At 72.5% G+C, this 22,172-nt stretch carries 21 protein-coding genes; 11 read left to right on the forward strand and 10 right to left on the reverse strand.

The genetic code is table 11. The features are described 5' to 3' along the window. From ABZ808_RS12180 to ABZ808_RS12215, 8 genes are all read left to right on the forward strand, one after another. Positions 1-747 (forward strand): ABC transporter ATP-binding protein, encoded by a 747-nt coding sequence (locus ABZ808_RS12180; protein ID WP_357004274.1) that lies wholly within the window; start codon positions 1-3, stop codon positions 745-747. Positions 748-788: 41 nt separating this feature from the next. Continuing rightward, positions 789-2,786 carry a DUF5941 domain-containing protein gene (locus ABZ808_RS12185; protein ID WP_357004857.1) on the forward strand — a complete coding sequence of 666 codons (1,998 nt, stop codon included), beginning with the start codon at positions 789-791 and terminating at the stop codon, positions 2,784-2,786. A gap of 15 nt (positions 2,787-2,801) precedes the next feature. Further along, entirely contained in the window at positions 2,802-5,012 is a 2,211-nt protein-coding gene (locus ABZ808_RS12190; RefSeq protein WP_357004277.1) for a bifunctional glycosyltransferase family 2 protein/CDP-glycerol:glycerophosphate glycerophosphotransferase, read from the forward strand. Between the two features lie 135 nt (positions 5,013-5,147). Then, on the forward strand, positions 5,148-6,449 hold the full coding sequence (locus tag ABZ808_RS12195; RefSeq protein ID WP_357004280.1) for an ABC transporter ATP-binding protein: 1,302 nt from the start codon (positions 5,148-5,150) through the stop codon (positions 6,447-6,449). Between the two features lie 93 nt (positions 6,450-6,542). Then, positions 6,543-7,562, forward strand: a complete 1,020-nt coding sequence (locus tag ABZ808_RS12200) for a hypothetical protein (protein WP_357004283.1) — start codon at positions 6,543-6,545, stop codon at positions 7,560-7,562. Between the two features lie 62 nt (positions 7,563-7,624). Continuing rightward, positions 7,625-8,089, forward strand: coding sequence for a DUF4442 domain-containing protein (locus ABZ808_RS12205; RefSeq protein ID WP_357004285.1), 465 nt, complete (start codon positions 7,625-7,627; stop codon positions 8,087-8,089). 60 nt (positions 8,090-8,149) lie between these two features. Further along, the gene (locus ABZ808_RS12210; protein ID WP_357004288.1) at positions 8,150-8,953 is read left to right on the forward strand and encodes a beta-phosphoglucomutase family hydrolase; all 804 of its coding nucleotides are present in this window, start codon (positions 8,150-8,152) and stop codon (positions 8,951-8,953) included. Further along, a complete protein-coding gene (locus tag ABZ808_RS12215; protein WP_357004291.1) occupies positions 8,950-11,322 on the forward strand; it encodes a glycosyl hydrolase family 65 protein in 2,373 nt (790 codons plus the stop codon). Before ABZ808_RS12210 ends, ABZ808_RS12215 begins: the two co-directional genes overlap by 4 nt. A 45-nt stretch (positions 11,323-11,367) precedes the next feature. Here ABZ808_RS12215 and ABZ808_RS12220 read toward each other — a convergent pair whose 3' ends face one another. Then, positions 11,368-11,547: a hypothetical protein gene (locus ABZ808_RS12220; protein ID WP_357004294.1), complete on the reverse strand. Its 180-nt coding sequence runs from the start codon at positions 11,545-11,547 to the stop codon at positions 11,368-11,370. 177 nt (positions 11,548-11,724) lie between these two features. Here ABZ808_RS12220 and ABZ808_RS12225 point away from each other — a divergent pair, with 177 nt between their 5' ends. Next, entirely contained in the window at positions 11,725-12,402 is a 678-nt protein-coding gene (locus tag ABZ808_RS12225) for an alpha/beta fold hydrolase (RefSeq protein WP_357004297.1), read from the forward strand. A gap of 12 nt (positions 12,403-12,414) precedes the next feature. On the opposite strand, the gene ABZ808_RS12230 is transcribed toward ABZ808_RS12225, so the two are convergent. After that, positions 12,415-13,536, reverse strand: a complete 1,122-nt coding sequence (locus tag ABZ808_RS12230) for an AI-2E family transporter (protein WP_357004300.1) — start codon at positions 13,534-13,536, stop codon at positions 12,415-12,417. A 194-nt stretch (positions 13,537-13,730) separates the two neighbouring features. Here ABZ808_RS12230 and ABZ808_RS12235 point away from each other — a divergent pair, with 194 nt between their 5' ends. Beyond that, a complete protein-coding gene (locus tag ABZ808_RS12235) occupies positions 13,731-13,913 on the forward strand; it encodes an antitoxin (protein ID WP_053658884.1) in 183 nt (60 codons plus the stop codon). Positions 13,914-14,106: 193 nt separating this feature from the next. Further along, the gene (locus ABZ808_RS12240) at positions 14,107-15,360 is read left to right on the forward strand and encodes an FUSC family protein (RefSeq protein WP_357004302.1); all 1,254 of its coding nucleotides are present in this window, start codon (positions 14,107-14,109) and stop codon (positions 15,358-15,360) included. A gap of 9 nt (positions 15,361-15,369) precedes the next feature. Here ABZ808_RS12240 and ABZ808_RS12245 read toward each other — a convergent pair whose 3' ends face one another. The 8 genes from ABZ808_RS12245 to eccB all read right to left on the reverse strand — a co-directional run bounded on the left by ABZ808_RS12245 (position 15,370) and on the right by eccB (position 22,068). Beyond that, positions 15,370-16,014 carry a C39 family peptidase gene (locus ABZ808_RS12245; protein WP_357004305.1) on the reverse strand — a complete coding sequence of 215 codons (645 nt, stop codon included), beginning with the start codon at positions 16,012-16,014 and terminating at the stop codon, positions 15,370-15,372. Positions 16,015-16,237: 223 nt separating this feature from the next. Continuing rightward, positions 16,238-16,645, reverse strand: coding sequence for a TIGR03618 family F420-dependent PPOX class oxidoreductase (locus ABZ808_RS12250; protein WP_357004308.1), 408 nt, complete (start codon positions 16,643-16,645; stop codon positions 16,238-16,240). A gap of 31 nt (positions 16,646-16,676) precedes the next feature. Then, complete coding sequence (locus ABZ808_RS12255; protein WP_357004311.1) at positions 16,677-17,018, reverse strand: YkvA family protein; 342 nt, start codon at positions 17,016-17,018, stop codon at positions 16,677-16,679. A 153-nt stretch (positions 17,019-17,171) separates the two neighbouring features. Then, a complete protein-coding gene (locus tag ABZ808_RS12260; RefSeq protein WP_357004315.1) occupies positions 17,172-17,969 on the reverse strand; it encodes a hypothetical protein in 798 nt (265 codons plus the stop codon). Between the two features lie 249 nt (positions 17,970-18,218). Next, positions 18,219-18,572 carry a hypothetical protein gene (locus ABZ808_RS12265; RefSeq protein ID WP_357004318.1) on the reverse strand — a complete coding sequence of 118 codons (354 nt, stop codon included), beginning with the start codon at positions 18,570-18,572 and terminating at the stop codon, positions 18,219-18,221. A gap of 171 nt (positions 18,573-18,743) precedes the next feature. Then, on the reverse strand, positions 18,744-20,033 hold the full coding sequence (locus ABZ808_RS12270; protein WP_357004320.1) for a WXG100 family type VII secretion target: 1,290 nt from the start codon (positions 20,031-20,033) through the stop codon (positions 18,744-18,746). Then, on the reverse strand, positions 20,026-20,394 hold the full coding sequence (locus tag ABZ808_RS12275; protein ID WP_357004322.1) for a hypothetical protein: 369 nt from the start codon (positions 20,392-20,394) through the stop codon (positions 20,026-20,028). Before ABZ808_RS12275 ends, ABZ808_RS12270 begins: the two co-directional genes overlap by 8 nt. An 87-nt stretch (positions 20,395-20,481) precedes the next feature. Continuing rightward, positions 20,482-22,068 carry a type VII secretion protein EccB gene (gene eccB, locus ABZ808_RS12280; RefSeq protein WP_357004324.1) on the reverse strand — a complete coding sequence of 529 codons (1,587 nt, stop codon included), beginning with the start codon at positions 22,066-22,068 and terminating at the stop codon, positions 20,482-20,484. Positions 22,069-22,172 lie beyond the last annotated feature (104 nt).

A 22,172-nucleotide genomic window follows, 5' to 3' on the forward strand; every position in this document is an offset into this window, starting at 1 on the left:
ATGGCCGCGCCGATCATCGAGGCCGATCACCTGGGCATCCGGTTCGTCCGCAACCGTCGTCGGCAGCTGCGGCTGCGGGAGTTGTTCATCCACCGGGGCGGACGCGGTGCCCTGCCCGGCCAGTTCTGGCCGCTGCGCGACGTGTCGTTCGCCGTCGAGCCGGGCGAGACCGTCGGGGTGATCGGCCGCAACGGCACCGGCAAGAGCACCCTGCTGCGGCTGATCGCCGGGGTGCTCATTCCGGACGAGGGCAGCATCCGGGTGCACGGTGCGGTGGCGCCGCTGCTGGAGTTGTCCGCCGGATTCTCCAACGACCTGACCGGGCGGGAGAACCTGCACCTGGTCGGTGGGCTGCACGGGCTGTCGGCGAGCTACCTGAAGCGGCACTTCGACGAGATCGTCGAGTTCGCCGGTGAGCAGGTGGAACGGGCCATCGACACGTCGGTGCGGCACTACTCGTCGGGAATGAAGGTGCGGCTCGGCTTCGCGATCATCTCGCACCTGCCGCACCCGATCCTGCTGATGGACGAGGTGACCGCGGTCGGAGACGCGGAGTTCCGCAAGAAGTGTTACGCGACGATTGATCGTCTGCTCGGGGAGGGGCGCACGCTCGTGTTGGTGTCACACAACGAAAAGGACCTGACCCGGTTCTGCCGTCGGGGGTTGTACCTCGACGCGGGCCGGTTGACGCTCGACGGCACCATCGCCGAGGCGCTCGACGCGTACCACGCCGCGGTCCCGCGGTGACGCTCGCGATCGTGCTCGCCGCCGGGACACCCGCGGCGGGCCTGACCACCGCGACCGGCGAGCCGCTGGCCGACCGTCTCGCCGCCCAGTTGCGCCGGGCCGGGGCGGACGAGGTGCGCTTCGCCGCCAACCTCGACGAGTTGGCCGCGCTGGCCGACGCCGCCACCGGCCCGCTGCTGGTCACCGGCACTGACCTGGTGGCGCACACCGCCGTCCTGCGGCACCTGGCCACCAGCCCGGTCGGGCCCACGGTGGCGTTGGTGCTGAGCGACCCGCCGGTGCCCGGCCGGACGGCCGTGCGCGAGGAGCGCGGACAGGTCGTCGACGCCGGCGCGGTGGGCGATCTCGACGGCGACGCCACCGGCGTGTTCGGCGGAGCGCTGCGGGTCGGCGTGGACGACCTGCCGACCCTGGCCGCCGCTGCCCGGGCCGCTACGGCGGGCCTGCTGCCCGTCGCCACCCCGCTCGGCCCGGCCGGCGACGTGTCGCCGCTGCCGGTGGCCGGGGGAGCCGGCCACAACAGCCCCGGGTCCGCCGTGGACCGGCTCTTCGCGGGTCTCGCGGGGCTCGGCACCCTGATTTTCGCCCAGCGGGTACGCCTGCTCGTCGCGCACCGGGTCGAGGACGCCGCCGGGTTGGCAGCCGCGGAGGCGGCGGTGACGGCGGTCGACGAGGACCGCGCCGAGTTGCGGCTGTCGGTGAAGGAGAAGGACGACTTCTTCTCCACGTACTTCGTCAGCACCTGGTCGCCGTACGTGGTGCGGCTGGCGGCCCGGCTGCGGCTCACCCCGACCGGGGTGACCGTGATCTCGGTGCTGTTCGCGCTGGCCGCCGCCGTGCTGTTCGGCGTCGGCGGGCGACCCGCGCTGGTGGGCGGCGCGGTGCTGCTCTACCTCGGGTTCGTGCTGGACTGCGTGGACGGCCAGTTGGCCCGCTACACCCGGCATTTCAGCGCCTGGGGTGGCTGGCTGGACACGATGGCCGACCGGGCGAAGGAGTACCTGGTCTACGCCGGTCTCGGCTTCGGCGTGAGCCACGCCGGGCTGGGCAACGGCTGGGCGTTGGCGATCGCCGCGATGACGTTGCAGACCGTCCGGCACATGACCGATACCTGGTACGGGGTGCTGCACGACGAGGCGGCACGCCGGCCCCGGTCGGCGACGGGTGCCAGCGGCGGGATCGGCGACCGGCTGAACGCCGCGTCGACCCGGGTGCAGGCCGACACGGGTTCGCTGTCGTACTGGCTGAAGCGGACCGTGGTGTTCCCGATCGGCGAGCGGTGGGCGCTGATCGCGGTGACCGTGGCGCTGTTCAACCCGCTGGTCAGCCTGATCGCGGTGCTGGTGTGGGGCGCGCTGGCGTTCGCGTACACGGGGGCGCTGCGGACGTTGCGGGCCCGCTGGATGTGGGTGCCGGTGCTGGACACGGTCGATGCCACGCTGCACCGTGACGACGGGCCGCTGGCGCGCCGGCTGCCGGTGGTCCGCCCGATGGGGCCGCTCACCCTGGCGGTGGTCGCCGCGCTCGGCCCGGTGGTGCTGCTGGTCGCCGCGCTGCTGGGCGACTCGCCGGAGGACCTGCGCTGGGCGGTGCCGGTGGCGTTGCTGGTGCTGCTTGCCGGTGGCCTCGGCGCCGGGGCGGCGCACAACGGCCCGCTGGACTGGCTGGTGCCGGCGGCGCTGCGGGCCGCCGAGTACCTGTTCGCCATCGCGGTCGGGGTGGTCGGCGGTGCGCCGGGGTGGTTGATCTTCGGGTACGTCTTCGTGCTGACCGTGCACCACTACGACCTGACGGCCCGGCTGGAGAAGCGGCAGGCGGCACCGCCCCTGCATGCGGCCACGCTGGGCTGGGAGGGGCGTTCGGTGCTGCTGGCCCTCGTGGCGATTGCCGGAATCGTCGGTATCGGCATGGCTACACTCGGTGCGTACCTTCTCGTGGTTTTCTTGGCGAGCGCCGTCCTGGCCTGGTTCGTCCGGCCGGCCCGTAGCGCGCGGGCGTCGGCCGCGCCCCTGGGCGCGGGAGGTGTCGCGCCGCGCTGACGGAGGGACGGCCGGATGACCCTGATCAGTTTCGTGGTTCCGGCCTTCCGGGTGCAGGGCTATCTGCGTGAGTGTCTGGACTCGATCCTCGGTCAGCCGGAGACCGACCTCGAGGTGATCGCCGTCGACGACTGCTCGCCGGACGCCAGCGGCGAGATCATCGATGAGTACGCGGCCCGTGACCAGCGGGTTCGATCAGTCCGGCTGCCGGAGAACGTCGGCCTCGGTCCGGCCCGCAACATCGGGCTGGACCGGGCCGTCGGCGAGTACGTGTGGTTCATCGACGGTGACGACTGGCTGGCGCCCGACTGCCTGCCGGAGGTCGCCGAGCGACTGCGGGCGACCCGACCGGACGTGCTGCTGGTCGATCACGTCCGGACGCACTGGAACGACACCGCCACCCGCAGCGCGATGGCCGAGGTGTTCCCGGAGTCACCCGGGCCGGCCACCTTCCGGCTGCGGGACCGGCCGGAGGCGATGCGGCTGCTGCACACCGCCTGGAACCGGCTGGTCCGGCGGGAGTTCCTGGTCGAGTTGGGGCTGCGCTTCTCGGCCGGCTGGTACGAGGACGTCTCGTTCAGCTATCCGGTGCTGATGGCGGCGCGGCGGATCGGCGTACTGGATCGGGTCTGTGTCAACTACCGGCAGCGCCGGGCGGGCGCGATCACCAAGACCCGGGGGGATCGGCACTTCGAGGTGTTCCCGCAGTGGCACCGGGTCTTCCACCTGATGGACGCCTGGGCGCCGGCGGTGGACGCGCTGCGGCCGGCGGTCTTCGAGCGGATGATCTGGCACTACCTGACCGTGCTCGGCAACGGCCAGCGGATCGCCCCGGAGCTGCGCGCCTCCTTCTTCGCGCAGATCACCGCCGACTACGCGCGGTGGTTGCCCGACGGTGGCTACCCCGTGCCGGAGGGGGTGGAGGGGGTCAAGCACCGGTTGGTCGCGACCGGCCGGTGGCGGACGTTCACCGCCTTGCGGACGGCCAGCCGGGCCCGTGACACGGCCCGCCGACAGGTGCGTACCGCCCGCCGCCGGGTCGGGCCGGTCGCCCGGCGCGGTGCCCGACTGACCCGCGACGGCCTGCTGCGCGAGTACTACCGGGCGGAGCTGCGCCGACCGGTTGATCCGACCCTCGCGGTGTACGCGGCCTACTGGTACCGGGGCTACGCCTGCAACCCGGCGGCGATCTACGAGGTCGCCCGCCGGCTGGCCCCCGGTGTGCGCGGGGTGTGGATCGTGCGCCGCGACCGGGTGGACGCCGTACCGGCCGGGGTGGAGTACGTGGTCGCCGGCACCCCGGCCTACTACCGGGTGCTGGCGCGGGCCCGCTGGCTGATCAACAACGTCAACTACCCGGATTTCGTCCGCAAGCGGCCGGAGCAGGTGCACGTGCAGACCCACCACGGCACTCCGGTCAAGGTGATGGGGCTGGACCAGCAGCGCTACCCGATCGGTGCCGGCCGGATGGACTTCGCCGGCCTGCTGCGCCGCGTGGACCGTTGGGACTTCAGCGTCAGCGCCAACAGCTTCTCCACCCAGATGTGGGATCGGGCGTACCCGGCCGCGTACACCACGCTGGAGGTGGGCTATCCGCGCAACGACCGGCTGGTCACCGCCGGCCCGGACGAGGTGCGCCGGCTGCGGGCGGAGTTCGGCTTCGGCCCCGACCAGCAGGTGGTGCTGTACGCCCCGACGCACCGCGAGCACCTGCCCGGCTACCGGCCACCGTTCGACCCGGACCGGTTCGTCGAGGCGCTGGGTGACTCGGGCCGGCTGCTGATGCGCAGTCACTACTTCCACGACCGCGATCGCCGCCCCGGCCGGCCGGTGGACTGGGAGCGGGTGCGCGACGTCAGCGGCTACCAACGGGTCGAGGACCTGTACCTGGTGGCCGACGTGCTGGTCACCGACTATTCCTCGGCGATGTTCGACTACGCGGTGCTGGACCGGCCGATCGTGCTCTACGCACCGGACTGGGAGGCGTACCGCCTGGCCCGGGGTGTCTACTTCGACGTCACGGCCGAGCCACCGGGCGCCGTCGCCACCACCTTCGCGGACTTGCTCGACCTGTTCCGCACCGGCGCGGAGCGCTCGGACGCGGCAATGAGGGCCCGCGAACGTTTCCGGGGCCGTTTCTGCAGGTTGGATGACGGTCGGGCGGCGGAACGGGTGGTGCGTCGCGTGTTCCTGGGCGAGTCGCCCGAGCAGTCGGCGGGGTGCTGATCGCCGACCAACGGTGCCTGGTGTCGCGTAATAGGTGCGTCATCAGCCGAACATGAGACGTTTACCCGATGTGCGGATGGAATGATCCTGGTCACAGTCTTGTGGGGTTCGGCCGACGAGCTGGGGGAGGTGACGGTGAGCACCGTCGCGCTCAAGGATGTCAGCAAGATTTTCAAGGACGGCACGCTGGCCGTCGACAGCGTCAACCTGGACGTGAACGACGGCGAGTTCATGGTGCTGCTCGGTCCATCCGGGTGCGGCAAGTCCACAGTGCTGCGAATGATCGCCGGTCTGGAGGACCCGACCCACGGTGCGGTCCTGCTCGACGGCGAGCTGGCGAACGACCTGCCACCCCGGGACCGCAAGATCGCCATGGTCTTCCAGGACTTCGCGCTCTACCCGCACATGACCGTCGGTGACAACATCGCCTTCCCGTTGCGGCTGGCCGGGGTGGAGCCGACACCGCGGGGTGAGCGGGTCACCGACGTGGCCAGCGCGCTGGGCATCAGCGACGTGTTGGGCCGCAAGCCGGGCCAGCTCTCCGGCGGGCAGCGCCAGCGGGTCGCGATGGGCCGGGCGATCGTCCGCCGACCGGGGTTGTTCCTGATGGACGAGCCGCTGTCCAACCTCGACAGCGGCCTCCGCGCCGAGCTGCGCGCGGAGATCTCGGGCCTGACCCGGGAGTTGGGTGTCACCACCGTCTACGTCACCCACGACCAGGCCGAGGCGTTGACCATGGCCGACCGGGTGGCGATCATGCGCCGTGGTGTGCTCCAGGACGTGGGCACACCCACCCAGGTGTACGGCCGGCCGGCGACGCTCTACGTGGCCGCCTTCCTGGGCAGCCCTCGGATGAACCTGCTGGAGGCGTCGGTCTACGTCCACCTTGACCGGTACGTCACGCTCAACCTCGGTGAGCAGTCGCTCTATCTGCCCTGGAACGACATCCGTAGCCGGGCGGTGGCGCACTACCACGGCGAGCGGATCGTGGTCGGGATGCGGGCCGAGGCGCTCACCCCGGTAGCCCCGGACAGCCCTGGCGACGTGCTGCGCGGCCGGATCCGCTACCTGGAGCACCACGGGCACGAGTCGCTGGCCTTCCTCGACATCGGGGCGACCGCGATCATGGTGGACGAGATGGGCGCGCCGCTGGACACGCCGCCGGTGGGCCAGCGTGGCCTGCGCCGGTTCGGCGCGGTGATGCAGCGGCTCACCGGCAAACCGGTGGAGGCCGAGGAGCCGCCGCCGACCGGCGGCACCCGCACCAGCGTGCTCCCCGACCCGGGCCGGCACCACCGCCGCCCGGCGGAGCTGGCGGTGCGGCTGGCGCCGTACCCGGCGGTCACCGCGGGTCACCCGCTCGCGGTCTCGGTCCGGATGGACGCCCTGCATTTCTTCGACGAGCGCGGTGACCGGATCGACGTGGGTTGGCGGTGACGCCACGCCGGAGCGGGGTGGCGGGGCGGTGGCCCGGTGGCCTACCGTCTGCCCACCCAGTCCACAGTGAAAGTCATCGAGAGGGGTGCACCCGTGTCGGGTGACCGTCCCAGCCCGCTCGTCATCGAGCGCATCCTGCGCGACCGGCAGGGCATCTGGCAGCAGATCGTGGCCGAGCGTGATCTGAACGCGTTGACCGGTCGGATGCTGGCCAGCTCCGCCATCGCGCTCGCCTGCTACGGTGCGGTGCTCGGGGCCTTCCATAGCCCGCTGATGGCGCTGACCTCCGCGCTGAAGCTGCCGCTGCTGTTCCTGGTCACGCTGGCCATCTGCCTGCCCACGCTCTACCTGTTCAACCTGGTGTTCGGCGCTCGGCTGTCGGTGCGCCAGTCGCTGGCGCTGGTGATGGTGGCGATCACGGTCACCTCGATGCTCGCGGTGGCGTTCGCGCCGATCAGCCTCTTCTTCCTGATCACCGCTCCGGACTACGGCTTCTTCAAGCTGCTCAACGTCGCCATCCTGACGCTGTCGGCGTTGGTCGGGCTGCGTTTCCTGACCGGCGGGATGCAGGTCCTCAACGACCACGGTCTGCTGGCACCGGCGGTGGCGACCGCCGAGGCCCCGGCCCAGGTCAACGCCCAGGTTGTGCCGGTCGCCGTGCCCGCCAGCTCGGCGCCGGTCGCCGTGGCCGCCGGTGCGGCCTCGTCCGCCGGTGCGAGTGCCGCGCCGGTCGCGGTGCCGGCCGGAGCGGCGGTGGCGGCCTCGAACGGCGGCACGCCCGACGCGGTGCCGGCCGTCCAGACCCCGCCCCAGGTCCCGGCGCAGGTCCCGGCCCAGTGGGGCGGGCAGCCGGTAGCCGGGTCGTTCCCGCCCGGCTACCCGGTGCCGCAGCGCCCGTGGGGCACCCCGCCGGTACGGCGCGGCGAGCCGACGCAGCGGCCGGCCAGCATGACGCTGCTCTACATCTGGATCCTGCTCTTCGGCTTCGTCGGGACCCAGCTGGCCTGGACACTGCGACCGTTCTTCGGCGACCCGGGTCAGGATTTCGCCTTCTTCCGCAGCATCGACGGCAACTTCTACGCGGAGATCCTGCGCACGATCGCCAACCTGTGACCTCGGCGGCGGCCGGGAAAACCCTGGTTGCCGCCTTGGTTACTGGCGAGTAACGTCGGGCCATGACCATCGACTCACGGCAGGTGGCGGCCGGATTGCTCGAAGCGGTGCCGTTCGCCCGCACACTCGGCATCGAATTCGTCGAGGTGGCACCCGAGGCGGACGGCGGCGTGCGGGTCACCGTGCGGCTCCCCGACACTCCGGCCATCCACAACCACATCGGCGGGCCACACGCCGGGGCGATGTTCACGCTCGGTGAGACGGCCTCCGGCGCGGTCGTGCTGGTCGCCTTCGGACACCTGCTCGACCGGGCCGTGCCCCTCGTCGTCCGGGCCGACATCGCCTACCGCAAGCGTGCATTCGGGCCCGTCCTGGCCACCGCGCGACTCGGGCGACCCGCCCAGGAGGTGGCCGACGAGCTGGAATCTGGTCGGCGACCCGAGTTCCCGGTCGAGGTGGAGATCGGCACCGAGGACGGCAAGCACACCTCGACGCTGACGGTGATCTGGACGCTGCGACCGAACTGACCGAGCGTCGTTCCTCCGCGAAACGGTGGGATCGCCCGTAACGTTGGCTAGATTCGTAGGGTGTTGGGTCTACCTGATCATGTGACCGCCTGTCTCTTCGATCTGGACGGTGTGCTGACGCAGACCGCCCGGGTGCACAACGCCGCCTGGACGCAGACGTTCGACGAGTTTCTGCGCCAGCACGCGACGACCACCGGAACACCGTTCCAGCCGTTCGACCCCGGCCCGGACTACAACCGCTACGTCGACGGCCGACCCCGCGCCGACGGCGTCCGGTCGTTCCTCGCCTCCCGTGGCATCGTGCTCCCCGAGGGCAGCCCGGACGACCCGCCGGACGCCGACACGGTCAACGGCGTCGGCAACCGCAAGAACGTTCTGCTGCTGGAGCGCCTGCGCAGCTCCGGTGTCGAGGTCTACCCGGGCTCGGTGCGCTACCTGGAGGCGGCGACCGCCGCCGGGCTGCGCCGGGCCGTGGTGACCGCGAGCGCCAACGGGCGTGAGGTGGTCAGCGCCGCCGGGCTGGAACACCTGCTGGAGACGCGGGTCGACGGGCTGGTCGCTCGGCAGCAGGGGCTGCGCGGCAAGCCGGAGCCCGACACCTTCCTGGCCGGGGCCGCACTGCTCGGTGTCGACCCCACCCAGGCCGCCGTCTTCGAGGACGCGCTCTCCGGCGTGGCCGCCGGTCGTGCCGGCGGCTTCGGCTACGTGATCGGGGTCGACCGGGTCGGGCAGGCCGACGAGTTGCTCGCGCACGGCGCCGACATCGTGGTCGAGGACCTCGCCGACCTGCTCGACGCGGGCGACGCCGACGCGCCTCGGCGCCCGGCCGCTGCGACATCTGCCGACGAGCGGGGCGCCGCGTGATCCGGGAGCGGGCCTATCCCGTCGAGCCCTGGCACATCCGCGAGACCCGCCTGGACATGGACGTGCTGGCCCAGTCGGAATCGGTCTTCGCGCTCTCCAACGGGCACGTCGGGCTGCGCGGCAACCTCGACGAGGGCGAGCCGCACGGCCTGCCCGGCACGTACCTCAACTCGTTCTTCGAGCTTCGCCCGCTGCCGTACGCGGAGGCCGGCTACGGCTTCCCCGAGTCCGGGCAGACCATCGTCAACGTCACCAACGGCAAGCTGATCCGGCTGCTCGTGGACGACGAACCACTCGACGTGCGCTACGGCCAGTTGCTCTCCCACGAGCGGATCCTCGACATGCGGGCCGGCACCCTGCACCGGGAGCTGCACTGGCGCTCCCCGGCCGGCCGTGAGGTCAAGGTCCGCAGCACCCGGCTGGTGTCGTTCACCCAACGGTCGGTCGCCGCGATCAGCTATGAGGTGGAGGCCGTCGACGGCCCGCTGCGGCTCATCGTGCAGTCCGAGCTGGTGGCGAACGAGTCGCTGCCGGCACAGAGCAAGGATCCCCGGGTCGCGGCCGTCCTGGAGTCGCCCTTGCAGGCCGAGGAGGAGCTGACCACCCCGGACGGCGGGCAGCTGATCCACCGCACCAAGGTCTCCGGGCTGCGGGTGGCCGCCGCCATGGAGCACGAGGTGCACGGCCCGGACCACACCACCATCGAGTCCGAGGGGTACGAGGACTGGGTTCGCACGACCATCGGCTGTGTGCTCCAGCCCGGCGAGAAGCTGCGGGTGGTCAAGTACCTGACGTACGGCTGGTCGAGCCGCCGCTCACTGCCGGCGCTGCGCGACCAGGTCGGCGCGGCGCTGGCCGGCGCCCGGCTCGACGGCTGGGAGGGGCTCCACCGGGAGCAGCGCAGCTACCTCGACAAGTTCTGGGACGCGGCGGACGTGCTGGTCGAGGGCGACCCGGAGATCCAGCAGGCGGTTCGGTTCGGCCTCTTCCACGTGCTCCAGGCTGGCGCCCGCGCCGAGCAGCGGCCGATCTCGGCAAAGGGGCTCACCGGCCCCGGGTACGACGGTCACGCCTTCTGGGACACCGAGATGTTCGTCCTGCCGGTGCTCACGTACACCCAGCCGAGCGCGGTCCGCAGCGCGTTGCAGTGGCGGCACAGCACGCTGGACCAGGCGCGGGAGCGGGCCGAGACGCTCAACCTCAAGGGCGCCGCATTTCCCTGGCGGACCATCGAAGGGCCGGAGTCCTCCGGGTACTGGCCGGCCGGCACCGCCGCGTTCCACATCGCCGCCGACATCGCCGACGCGCTGCGGCGGTACGTGCTGGTCACCGGCGACACCGAGCTGGAGCGGGAGATCGGGCTGGAGTTGCTGGTCGAGACCGCCCGGCTGTGGCGCTCGATCGGGCACCACGATCGGCAGGGCCAGTTCCACATCGACGGGGTGACCGGCCCGGACGAGTACACCGCGGTGAAGAACGACAACATCTACACCAATCTGATGGCGCAGCGGAACCTGCTCACGGCCGCCGAAACGGTGATGCGCTACCGGGACGAGGCGTTCCGCCTGGGTGTCACCGACGAGGAGGCGGCGAGTTGGCGGGACGCCGCCGCCTCGATGCACGTCCCGTACGACGACGAGTTGGAGGTGCACCAGCAGGTGGAGGGGTTCACCCGCCTCCAGGAGTGGGACTTCGCGCACACCCCCGCCGAGAAGTACCCGTTGCTGCTGCACTACCCGTACTTCGAGCTGTATCGCAAGCAGGTGGTGAAGCAGGCCGACCTGATCCTGGCGATGCACTGGCGGGGGGACGCCTTCACCCCCGAGCAGAAGGTGCGCAACTTCCTCTACTACGAGCGCCGGACGGTGCGGGACTCCTCGCTGTCGGCCTGTACGCAGGCGGTCCTCGCCGCCGAGGTGGGCCATCCCGAACTGGCGCACATCTACCTGCGCGAGGCCGCGCTGATGGACCTGCACGACCTCAACGAGAACACCCGCGACGGCGTACACATGGCCTCGCTGGCCGGCGCGTGGCTCGCCCTGGTGGGCGGGCTCGGCGGGTTGCGGGACCACGACGGTCGGCTGTCGTTCGCGCCCCGGCTCTCCAGCCGGCTCAGCCGCCTGGAGTTCTCGTTGCAGTGGCGCGGGCTGGCGCTGCGGGTGGACGTCCGGCCGCACCAGACGACGTACTCGCTGCGCCACGGTGGCCCGGACGACGTGGTGGAGTTGCGCCACCACGACCAACTGCTGCGGGTCACCTGCGACGAGCCGGTGACGGTGCCGGTGCCACCGGCGGAGCCGACGGCAGGACCTCCGGAGCACCCACCGGGCCGGTCACCCCTGCTCCGGTTGCCCGAGCGCGAACAGTGACGGCCGGGGCGGGAGTGATCCCGCCCCGGCCGTGCCACGCGTACGTCAGATGGGCTCTCCGGTCGACGGGCGTCCCAGGGCGTCCCTGGGCGCCATCGCCCGCGGGTCGTCGGGCAGGCGGGCCTCGGAGGCCTCGTCCCCCCAGTTCCGGGGCCGCTCGGCGTCCTGTTCACGCCGGTTGCGTTCGTCCATCTGCTGCTGCCGGGAGGTCTGCTGCTTGCCCATGGCGGTCCTCGCGATCCGTCGGGGCGCGGTTGCGCCTACACGGTCTGCGGTCACCGTTGGCCTACCCGGCGGCCCATTCGACAAACGCGGCCGGGCATCGGGATGCCCTCGGCGTCGGGTGCGTGCGACGCGACGGGCGGGGTACGCGGACCGTAGGCGAGCACGCGGAGGTGTGGCATGGACGAGCAGAGCAACACGGTGACCATTCCGGTCGGGGACGTCCAACTCCCCGCCGACCTGCTGCTGCCCGCTCAGCCGCTCGGCGTGGTGCTCTTTGCGCACGGCAGCGGCAGCTCGCGGCACAGCCCGCGCAACGTGGCGGTGGCCCGGACGCTCAACCGGCGTGGTCTCGGCACCGTGCTCGTGGACCTGCTCACCCCGGCCGAGGACGAGGTGGACGCGCGCACCGCCGAACTGCGGTTCGACATCGGGCTGCTGGCCAGCCGGCTGGCCGGGATCGTCGACTGGCTGGCGGTCGAGCGCCCCGCCGGTGACGCGCCCATCGGCCTCTTCGGGGCCAGTACGGGTGCCGCCGCCGCGCTGGTCGCCGCCGCGTCCCGCGCCGACCGGGTGGGCGCGGTGGTTTCCCGGGGTGGCCGACCCGATCTGGCCGGGGGCGCGCTGGCCCGGGTGCGTGCCCCGACGTTGTTGCTGGTGGGCGGTTCGGACGAGGAAGTGATCGCGCTGAACGAGCAGGCGCTGGCCGAGCTGGGCGAGGTCGGCAAGCTGTGGGTGGTGCCCGGCGCCACGCACCTCTTCGAGGAGCCCGGAGCGCTGGACCAGGTCGCCGACCACGCCGGCACCTGGTTCACCGACCACCTGGCCCGCGCGGCAGCCCCGACCCGTCGAGGATGAGGTCGGCGGACCTCATGGGGTGGGTGGGACCGCCAGGGTTGGGGTGGTGTGGTGGCGTTGGACGGTGTCGATGACGCGCCAGAGGACGGCGGTGATCGGGACGCTGACGAAGGCGCCGGCGATGCCCGCGATCAGAGTGCCGGCGGTGACGGCCACCAGGATCACCGCCGGGTGCAGCCGGACCTGCCGCTTCATGACCAGCGGTTCGAGTAGGTTGCCCTCGATCTGTTGTACGGCGATCACCGCGGCGAGGGTGAGCAGGGCCGTCGTCGGCCCGTTGGCCGCCAGTGCCACCAGCACCGCCACCGCGCCGGCCACCGTCGCCCCGATGATCGGCACGAAGCCGCCGAGGAAGGTGATCAGCGCCAGCGGCAGAGCCAACGGCACCCCCAGCACCACGAGGGCCAGGCCGATGCCGAGCGCGTCGATCGCGGCGATCAACATCGTGCCCCGGCTGTACGCTCCCAGGGTCTGCCAGCCGCCCCGACCGGCCTCGGCCACCACGAGCCGGTTTGGGCCGGTCATCCGGGACAGCACCCAGTGCCACATCGATCGGCCGTCCTTGAGCAGGAAGAAGAGCAGCACCAGGGCGAGCAGCGCGGAGCCGAGCACCTCGGTGGCCGTCCGGGCCCCGGCGACCGGGTCCGGCGAGCTGCCGCTCAACCCCTCCCGGGCTTGGTCGATCAGTCGGTCCAGTTGGGCGTCGGTGACGGGCAGGGTGGACGTGACGAAGTCCCGGCTGCGGTCAAGCCCCTGGGTCAGCTCCTGGCTGAGCTGGTCGAACTGGTTGGCGGTCAGGTTCCACACCAGCGCGCCGACCCCCACCAGGATGCCGAGCAGCAGCAGGACGGTGAGCAGCGCGGCCAGTGCCGCGGGCACCCGCAGCCGGCGCAGTCGGAGCAGCACCGGGTCGAGTAGCGCGGTGAGGAAGATGGTGGCGGCCAGCGCGATGGCCAGTGGTGCCAGCAGCACGGCGATCCGACCCAGCAGGTAGAGGCCGGTGACGATAACCACCAGGCAGGCACTCCACAGCACCGCGGTTCGGACGAGCCACGGCAGCGCCGTCCACCCCTGGCGAGGCCCTGAGCCGTCCGTTGTCTCCCCGGCGCCTGCCCCGGGTTCCTCTGCCGTCATGTCGGTCCTCCTCGATCTCCGCGAGGGTCGGTACCCGGCCTGACGCGCGCCGACACCCGTACTGCTCCAACCTGGGTCTGGTCGTCGTGGCCAGGTGTGTCCGTGCCAGAGCGCTAAGTCTGGATTATCCAGGTTTGAGCATCCTGGACCAGGGAACGTCACCAGGAAGTCAGTCGGAGTGGAGGAGGACCGCGATGAGCGACTTCATGGACAAGGCCAAGGACTTCGCGGACAAGCACGACAAGCAGGTCGACCAGGGGATGGAGAAGGCCGGCGACGCGGCCGACCGCCGTACCGGTGGAAAGTACGACGACCAGATCGACAAGGGTGTGGACCAGGCTCAGGCCCGTACCGGCGAGGGCGACCAGGTCCGCTGACGACGTACCCCGGGTCGCCGCTGACGTGGCGGTGACCCGGCGGCACGGGCCGATGCCCACCGTGTCGCGGGCGGGGTCGAACGGGCACGATTGCCGTGACGACGCCGGGGTATCCGCCGCCATGGCCGACGACCGTCCACCACCCGGCCGCGACCGATCTCGACTCGAAGTGGCTGCCGACAAGGGCGGCCAGATGGTCGAATCAGTGCGGCACCGCAGCGGGCAGGCCGGCCGGATCCGCGCCCGGCAGTGGGAGATCACCCTGGTGATCGCCGCCCAGGCCGGGCTGGCCGCGGCGCTCGCCGCCCTGATCGCCCAGCACTTCCTCGGCCCCGGATCGCACGTCTTCGCTCCCGCCGCCGCCGTCGGAACGATCGCCACCGCCATCGGGCAGCGAGCCCGGCGGACCTTCGAACTGCTGGCCGGTGTCGCGCTGGGCCTCATCATCGGTGACACGCTGCGCTTCGTCGTCGGCTCGGGACCGTGGCAGACCGGCGTGGTCGTCGCTCTCGCCATCGCCACCGCCCTGCTGGTGTCCGGCAAGGGCGGCCCGTTGGTCGGTCAGGCCGGCGGTACCGCCGTGCTGATCACCACGCTGGCCCCGATGGAAAGTGGCCTGGAGGTGCCCCGGATCTTCGACGCGCTGGTCGGTGGGGTTGTCGGCCTGGTGGTGGTCGCGCTGCTGCTGCCGGTCAACCCGATGCGGGTGCTGGACCGGTCGGCCGCGCCGATCTTCGCGATTCTCTGCGAGCAACTCGGCGAACTCGCGCAGGCGGTGCGGGAACGCGACAGCGACCGGACGTTGCGCGTCCTCGACCGGCTCCGCGCCGCCGACGACGACCTGGGGCGACTGCATGACGCGCTGAGCGGTGCCGAGGAGGTGGTGACGATCGCGCCAGCGCGGTGGCACCGCCGCCAGCAGTTCCACCGGTACGCCCTCAGCGCGAGTCACCTCGAACGGCTGCTGTTGGACAGCCGCGCCCTGGCCCGCTGGTCGACGACCGCGCTGCAGTACGACGAGCCGATCCCGCCGGAACTGCCGGACGCGATCGCCCGGCTGGGCGAGGCGGTGACACAGCTGCGTACGGAGTGCAAGGGCGACGACGCGTTCCAACAGACCCGCACGCTGGTCGAGGAGTGCGCCGATCTGGCCGGACGGGCGAGCGCCCGCGGGGTCAGGTCGTTCGGTGACGCCCTCGTCACCGGCCTGCGCACCGCGGCCAGCGACCTGCTCCGCGCCACCGGCTGCGAACCGGACGACGCCAACCGGATCGTGCGCGGTGCCGCCGGAGCCGGGGAGGCCACCGTGCATCCGCCGCCCCGGCGACACCTGTACCGGACCCGGCCGACCCGCGCCGCGCGGACCCGACGGCGGGCGGACCTCGCCGCCCGCCAACGTGAAGACGGCAGGACCGGCCCCCCCGATCGGGGGAGGCCGGCCCGGTGAACCGCCGTATCAGGAGGAGTAGCCGCGCTCCGCGACCCAGTTGGCGACCTTCGGCAGAGTCACCCAGTACTCGCCCAGCGCCGGGTCGGCCGGGTCGGCGACCCGGACGGTGTCCCCACCGTCGCGGTAGCCGACAAGCGTCACGTAGTGGCCGCCCTCGTACGAGTGCGGGTTGCCGTCGACGTCCACGGTCGTGCCCTTGATGTTGGCCACCACCGGCCGTCCGGCGTCGACCGCGGCCAACACGTCCCGCCGCAACTGCTCGACCTGGTCGGGGCGGGCCGCCGAGTCACTGATCTCGGTCGTCCGGTACTTGCCGCCGGTCAGCTCGTTCAGCACCCGGGTCGTGTCCAGGGCCGACGGGGTGCCCGCCTCGGTGGTGCCGAGCAGCTTGGCCACCTCGTCCTGGGGCAGCGCCTTGCCCTGGGCGGAGAGTGCGATCCGGGTCGCGGCCGGCCCGCAGTAGTAGAAGTTCGGCTGCGCCTGGTAGTCGATGTCGAGCACCCGCTCGCCACTCCGGTTGCCCTGGTTCGACGAGGTTGCGGCAGCCGGTGCGGGGGCGGCCTGCGCGGCGACCGCGGGGCCGAGAGCGCAACCGCCGGCGACCAGCAGGCCGACGACGGACAGACCGCTCTTCTGCATGATCGGGTTCATGGTCGAGTCTCCGTTCGAGGGGTTGGAGCCTCCGACTGGCGGAGGGCAGCAGCACCGGGAATGGCGCTCGGCTCATCAGGGGGCGGCCCGCGGCGGTCACGGCCGTGGGCGTACTGGTGTAACGGCCCTGGTCCGGCCCGCATTCCACCCGCTGCCGGGGTCGCCCTCGGACCCCAGATGGGCACAAACCACTCAGCTTTCCCCGAAGGGGGGAGACGGTGGGTCAGAGGCTCCCGAGCAGGCCGGTCACGGTGATCTCGATGACCACCCGCTCCGGATTCGGACGCGGGGTCCGATACCGCTCGGCGTAGCGGCGTTCCGCCTCCGCCACCGAGGCCCGATCCGACCGGAGCACCGCCCGGCCCTCGATGGTCAGCCAACGTCGGCCATCCACGTGGCAGACGGCCACCGGCAGGCCCGCCGCGCCGGCATCGGCCACGTGACGCGCCTTGCGGGACGTACCGGAGGTGATCACGCGGGCCAGCCCGGCCGCCGGGTCGAGAGTGACGCCGACGGGCACCACGTGCGGGGTGCCGTCGGCACGCGGGGTGGTCAGCGTCGCGAGGTGCCGCTCCGCGCAGAAGGCGGCCACCCGGTCGTCGCGTACGTCCAGCCGGTGATCGCCCGCCATGCCCGTCCCCCGTCCGCCGAACCGATCTCGATCATCGTACGGAGCGGCGGGCGCTCTCCGACGCGGGTGGCGCGTCGAGCTGCCCGGGCAGCCGGTGGCTCGCCGCCCGGCGCTGGTGGACCAGCCGGGTCAGATAGATCAGCGCGCCGGCCAGGACGCCCATGTCGTCCAGGTAGATGGGGTCCGGAAGGACGTCGACCGGGAAGATCGTGTAGATCAGCGCCCCGTAGAAGACGACCTTGCCGCTCGCGCCGAGGCCGGTCAGCATCCGCCGGGTACGCACCACCCGTACCGCCAGCAGCACCGCGCCGACCAGGGTGGCGATCGCCAGGATGCCGGCGATCACCACGAGAACCCACGCCTCTCGGGACATGCGGTCACGCTAACGCACCGACGTCCGCCCGGCCGGCTGTCGGCACCGGCGCGCTCTCAGCTCAGAGCGGAGGCATCCGGTGTCGACTGCACAGAACGCCGGGCTGCCGGGCTGCCGGGCTGGGTCGCCGGGCTGGGTCGCCGGGCCGTCCGGTCAGAACGCGGGAACCGCCGCCGAACCACGGGCGACCACGACGTTCTCCCGGGTCGGCTCGGCCGGCGGCCGGACGACCTCACTGAGCGGCAGCACCGAGGCCGACTCCGCCACCCGTCGTCCGGTCGCGGCGTGGGCCTCCTCGCGGAGGCTGCGGGCCGCGGCCACGGCCAGTTCGGCGGCCCGCCAGGCGGCCTGCTCCCGCTCCTGGGCGGCGACGTGCCGGGCCGCCAGATTGTCGCGGATCGCCCGCTGCAACACGAGCTCCTGCTCGACCGGGTGCAGCCGCGGATCCCAGCCGTCGCGGTGCGCGAAGACGTCACTGAGCTGCTCCACCGACAGCTCCTGCCGCCAGTACGCGGTCAGCGCGGCCCGATGCAGGAAGCGCTCGCGGTCGGCGTACTCGGAGGGGGTCTGTGCGGTGTACGGCAGCGGCATCGCGGCCGCGCCGCTGAGCCGACGGACGCCGGCCTCGGCCGCCTCACGAGCCTGCCAGGCGGCCTCGGCCGTCTCCTGAGCGGCCAGCCACTCCGCCCGTCGGCGCTGGGCGGTGGTGGTGGCGCGCTCGGCGGCCACGCCGACCTCCTGCGCGTAGCGGCTCTGCTCCCGCTCCTCGTGCGCCTCTTCGACCTGACTGGGCATGGCGGCGTCGCGGATCCGGGCGGCCGGGTCGAGGCGGAGCCGGCCGGGTCGCAGCAGGAGGACGGAGACAGCGACCACGACCACCCCGAGCAGGCCCAGCCAGATGGCGGCGGCCCGGGGCACGTCGGGTTGGAGGGCGGAGAGGACGGTCTGCATGATCAGCACCTCGCGGTCGAACAACGGGTATCGACGGATGGGTCCTGAGCGCGCCGGGCCGCTGATCGACTGATGTCGACGCGGTCGGCTCCGAGCGGTCGGGAGGGGGCTGTCCGGATGGCCGGCCAAGGACGATCATCGCTGGGCGGATGTGCGGCCCGGTGACCTCAGGCTGCGGGTCGTACCGCGCACCGAGGGCCCGGACGCGCGACCCGGGGTCGGGTCGCGCGGATCGTCGGGCGGCCTGGGTCAGCGGGTGGGTGGGCCGCGTCGGGGCGGTGTGCCCCGGCCGGGCTCGACGGACGGCGCGTGCCTCAGCGCTGCGGTGACCGGGCCGGCTGCCGTGGCGGTGACGATTCCGTCGGCCGGGCGGGACGGGATCGGCCGGCTCGCGTGGTCGGCGGTCGGAGCGGCCTCGGGCCGGAGGGTGTCCACCCGGCTGCTCACGGCGCTCGGCTGCGTCGGGGCGGGAGGCGGTGTCGCGGCGAGGGCGCCGCTGAGGCCGACCGCGAGCACCAGCGCGGTGAACGCCAGCCGGGTCAGCTCCCGCAGTGACCGCAGGGTGACCCACCGAGTTGGGTGGACCAGGTTCGCGGACGGCACCCGACAAACCTATCGTCCGACTCGGCGTGGTGCCGCATGAAAGCCGTGCGATCAGAGTGACCGCCGCCACTGTGCCTACTGTGGATGGACCGAACCGCGGTGCCCCCTGGCGGACCGGGTCCGGCAGGGGTCACCGGGGCGTCGTGTGCGGCCTCGCCGACGGCGGAGCGGTCAGCCCGCTGTGCCGAGCACCGGCGGCGCGGCGTCCCCGCTGTCCCGCCACACCATTTCGTCCTCGGTCAGCCAGGTCAGCCGCTCGTCGGACTCGTCGTCGGTCGGCTGACCGTGCCCGCCGAGAATGCCGGGGCGGTTGGCGCCCGCCGCGCGGCCGGAACCCGGCCGGCCGCTACCGGCAGCGGCCGACCGACCGGTGGCCTCACCGCGCCGACCGTCGATGCCGCGCCCGACTCCGCTGGCGGAACGGGCCTCGGTTGCGGCAGCACCACCGGCCGGTCGGGCCGAGACGGTGGGCGTGCTGCTCGAACCGGCCAGCGCGGAGGTGCGCAGCACGCCGCCGGCCGGTGCCCCACCCGGTGCCCCGAAGAGCAGACCCGGGCCGGACCCGGCGCTGGCGGGCGCGGTGGTCGGCCCGGACAGGCCGACCAGCCCGGCCGTGCCGCCGGCGAGCAGGGCCCCGCCGAGCAGCGGGTCCGCCCCGGCGAGGGAGGTGGTGCCCTCGGAGCCGCCCGGCCCGGTGACGACGCCCGGCGTGCCGCCGGTGGTCGTGCCGCCCACCTCGCCGGTGACGGTCCCGCCGCCGGGGACCGGCGAGGCGGACGAGTGCGTCGGCGCGACGGTCGCGCCGCCGGTGTGCGCGGTGGACTTGGTGGCGGTGGGAGCGGCGGACGGCGTGTCGGTGGCCGGGACACCGCGGGGCGTCGTCTGGTCCTGGTTGGTCGTCTTCGGCGTCTCGGCGTGGGGATGCGGCGGATCGACCACGCGGTCGTAGGCGGAGAGGTCGTAACCGGCGGCCAGTTCGGCCACCACGTTCACCATCCGCTGGTGGGCCTTCTCCTGCTCCGCCTTGTCCTGCTGGTGGCCCATGACGCCCCCGACGACCGCACCGGGCAGACCGAAGACGGCGCCCTTGAGCGCGCCGGAGATCGCGCGGTCGTTGTCGTCGGTCTCGTCCGGGCTCTCCGCCTTCTTGTGGGCGGTGCGAAGCTGGCCGGCCATCATGGTCAGGCCCTGCTGGACGCCGGACATCCCCTCGCTGAGCGCGTCGGTGTGGTCGACGATGAGCGTCAGCCGCCGCTGGAACTCCCGGCCCGCCGAGCCCGTCCAGCTGTTGCCGAGCTTCGCGAGGTCGCCGCTGAGCTCCCGGCTGAGGCTGTCCAGGATGCCCTTGAGCGTGGCCCACTTGGCGGCCAGCGCTTCGATCTGCTCGGGCTCACCGGCCATCACCGCGTCGTACAGCTGCTGGTGGCTGTTGCCCTGGTAACGCTGGGTGTATTCAGACACGCCCATCCCCCTTCGGCTGCAACGCCCGATCGACCCCGGTCAGCGCGGCGGTGATGTCGGTGGCGTTGGCCGCGTTGCGCGCCTCCGCGGTGCGGTAGTTGGCCAAGATGGTGCTGGTCGCCTGCTGTGCCGCCAGCAGCGCCTGCCGGAGTCGCTCAGCCTGCTCCACGTAGGACTGGTGCACGGCGCTGTATCGGCGGGCGTTCTGGGTGGCGTCGGTGAACAGGCCCAACGCCGGAGGGCTGCACTGCATCTCGGTGTTGAGCTTGCGCAGCACCGCCTCGGCCTGACTCAGCCGCGCCGCCAGGTGCTGGTGGAAGTCCTCAAGGGACAGCAGATCGACTTCCGTACGCCCGGTCATGGCAACATCCCCGTCGTTCTGGTTGACAACCGTCAGCGAAACCAGGCTAGTCCACCGCACCAAGCCTCGGCGACCCGTATTGGCCGCTCAGCCGTCGGCGTCGGTCGATTCCCCGGGGGCCCCGCCGCCCGTCCCGCCGCTCGTCGGGGCACCCGAGGCGGGTGCGGACGAGGCGGGTGCGGACGAGGCGGGCGCGGACGAGGCGGGTGCGGACGAGGCGGGCGCGGACGAGGTCGATTGCGGAACCGGGTCGGTCGCCGGCGTGCCGCCGGGCGAGAAGTGCGCACGCGCGTCCCGGCGGTCCAGCGTCGGCCCGGTGGGGATCAGTGCGAGCAGCGAGCCGGGCACCGCCAGCGGCGTGACGCCCTCGTAGCCGAGCGCCCCCAGCGTCTCGCCGGACCCGAGCGGATAGCGGATGCCCTGCGGGCTGATCAGGTAGACCGTCGACCCGGCGGCGCCGGAGCCGCTGGTCCCGGCCCCGGGTGCGGCCTGGGCCAGCACGCCCTTGCCGCCGGGCAACAGCACCGACTCGGCCGTACGGACCGCGTCCCGGTTGGTCTGCCGCACTGGCACCGAGTCCGGTTCGTTGGCGGTCAACTCGGCCGGTGCCCGGTCGAAGACCTCCAGCGTGGTGGTCGGCGGGCCGCCTCCGCTGCTGGCCCGGTACGTAGCGCAGAGCAGCGTCTGTCCGGCCCGGGCCTGGTGCAGGGTCGGCAGCGCCCGAGGCATCCCGTCCGGGTCCACCCGCTGGTCGGTCAGCAGTCGGCCGGCCTGATCCGGCGTGATGTCGGTGATCTGACCGCCGCCGCTGATCATCAGTAGCGCGGTGATCTCACTGATCGAGGCGATCCCCTCCCGGGTCAGCACGTAATGCTGCCCGGCCGCCCGGAACACCTGCCCGATGGTGGCCGGCCGGTCGGCCACCATCAGCCCGCTGCGGTCACCGATGCCCGGCAGTGACGGCTTGCGCAGCGGCGGCCCGGCTGGCAGGGCGTTGAGCAGTTGCTGCCCGACCGGCAGCGGCGCGGTGCCGGTCATCCGCAGCGCCGCGATCGACTGATCCCCGCCGAGCACCTCGAGTCGGGAGTTGCCGGTGAGCAGGTGCCGTTGACCGTCCACGGTGACCAGGACCGCGCGGTCGCCCAACGGCGCGCCTCCGGGCAGTGCGCGGTCGATCACGACGCGGGTGGTGGAGCGGCGCGGGTCGACGGGATCGGGCACGTCGCAGACCGACCATGGCAGGCCGGTCAACGACTTGCGGTCGGGCAACGCGTCCGGGGCACCGACGATGCCGACCGTGCGACCGCGCGGCCGGTCCCGCAACGAGGCCTGGGACATCGTCCGGACGGCCGGGGCCGGCTCGTTGAGGATCAGCCGGGCGGAGGTGTAGTTGAGCGTCGGGTGGAGCTTGCCCTCGACGAACACGTACGTCGCGCCCGTCTCACGCTCGATGACCAGCGTGTTCTCGTCCAGCGGCGCGGTGTTCCCGGTCAACTGGCCGTAGGCGCCCACCCCACCGAGCACCACGGCCGCGGCGATCGCACTGCCGAAGACGGCCATCCCGAGCCGTCGCATCGGCAGGTTCGTGGTCTCCGGGTCGCCCGACAGGAGAGCGGAGACGATCCGGCGGGTGACGAAGCGGTACGCCTGCACCTGATCGCGGCGGGTCCGCATGACTTACCTCCGGCGGGGTGGATCCGCGACGATCAGGTCGGGGTGCCGACGCGGACTTCCCTACGATAAGGGGCCGACGGCCGGCCCTCGGGCCCGCCGCCTTG

The sequence above is a fragment of the Micromonospora sp. NPDC047527 genome (genome assembly GCF_040643015.1).
In the GTDB taxonomy this organism is placed as follows: domain Bacteria; phylum Actinomycetota; class Actinomycetes; order Mycobacteriales; family Micromonosporaceae; genus Micromonospora.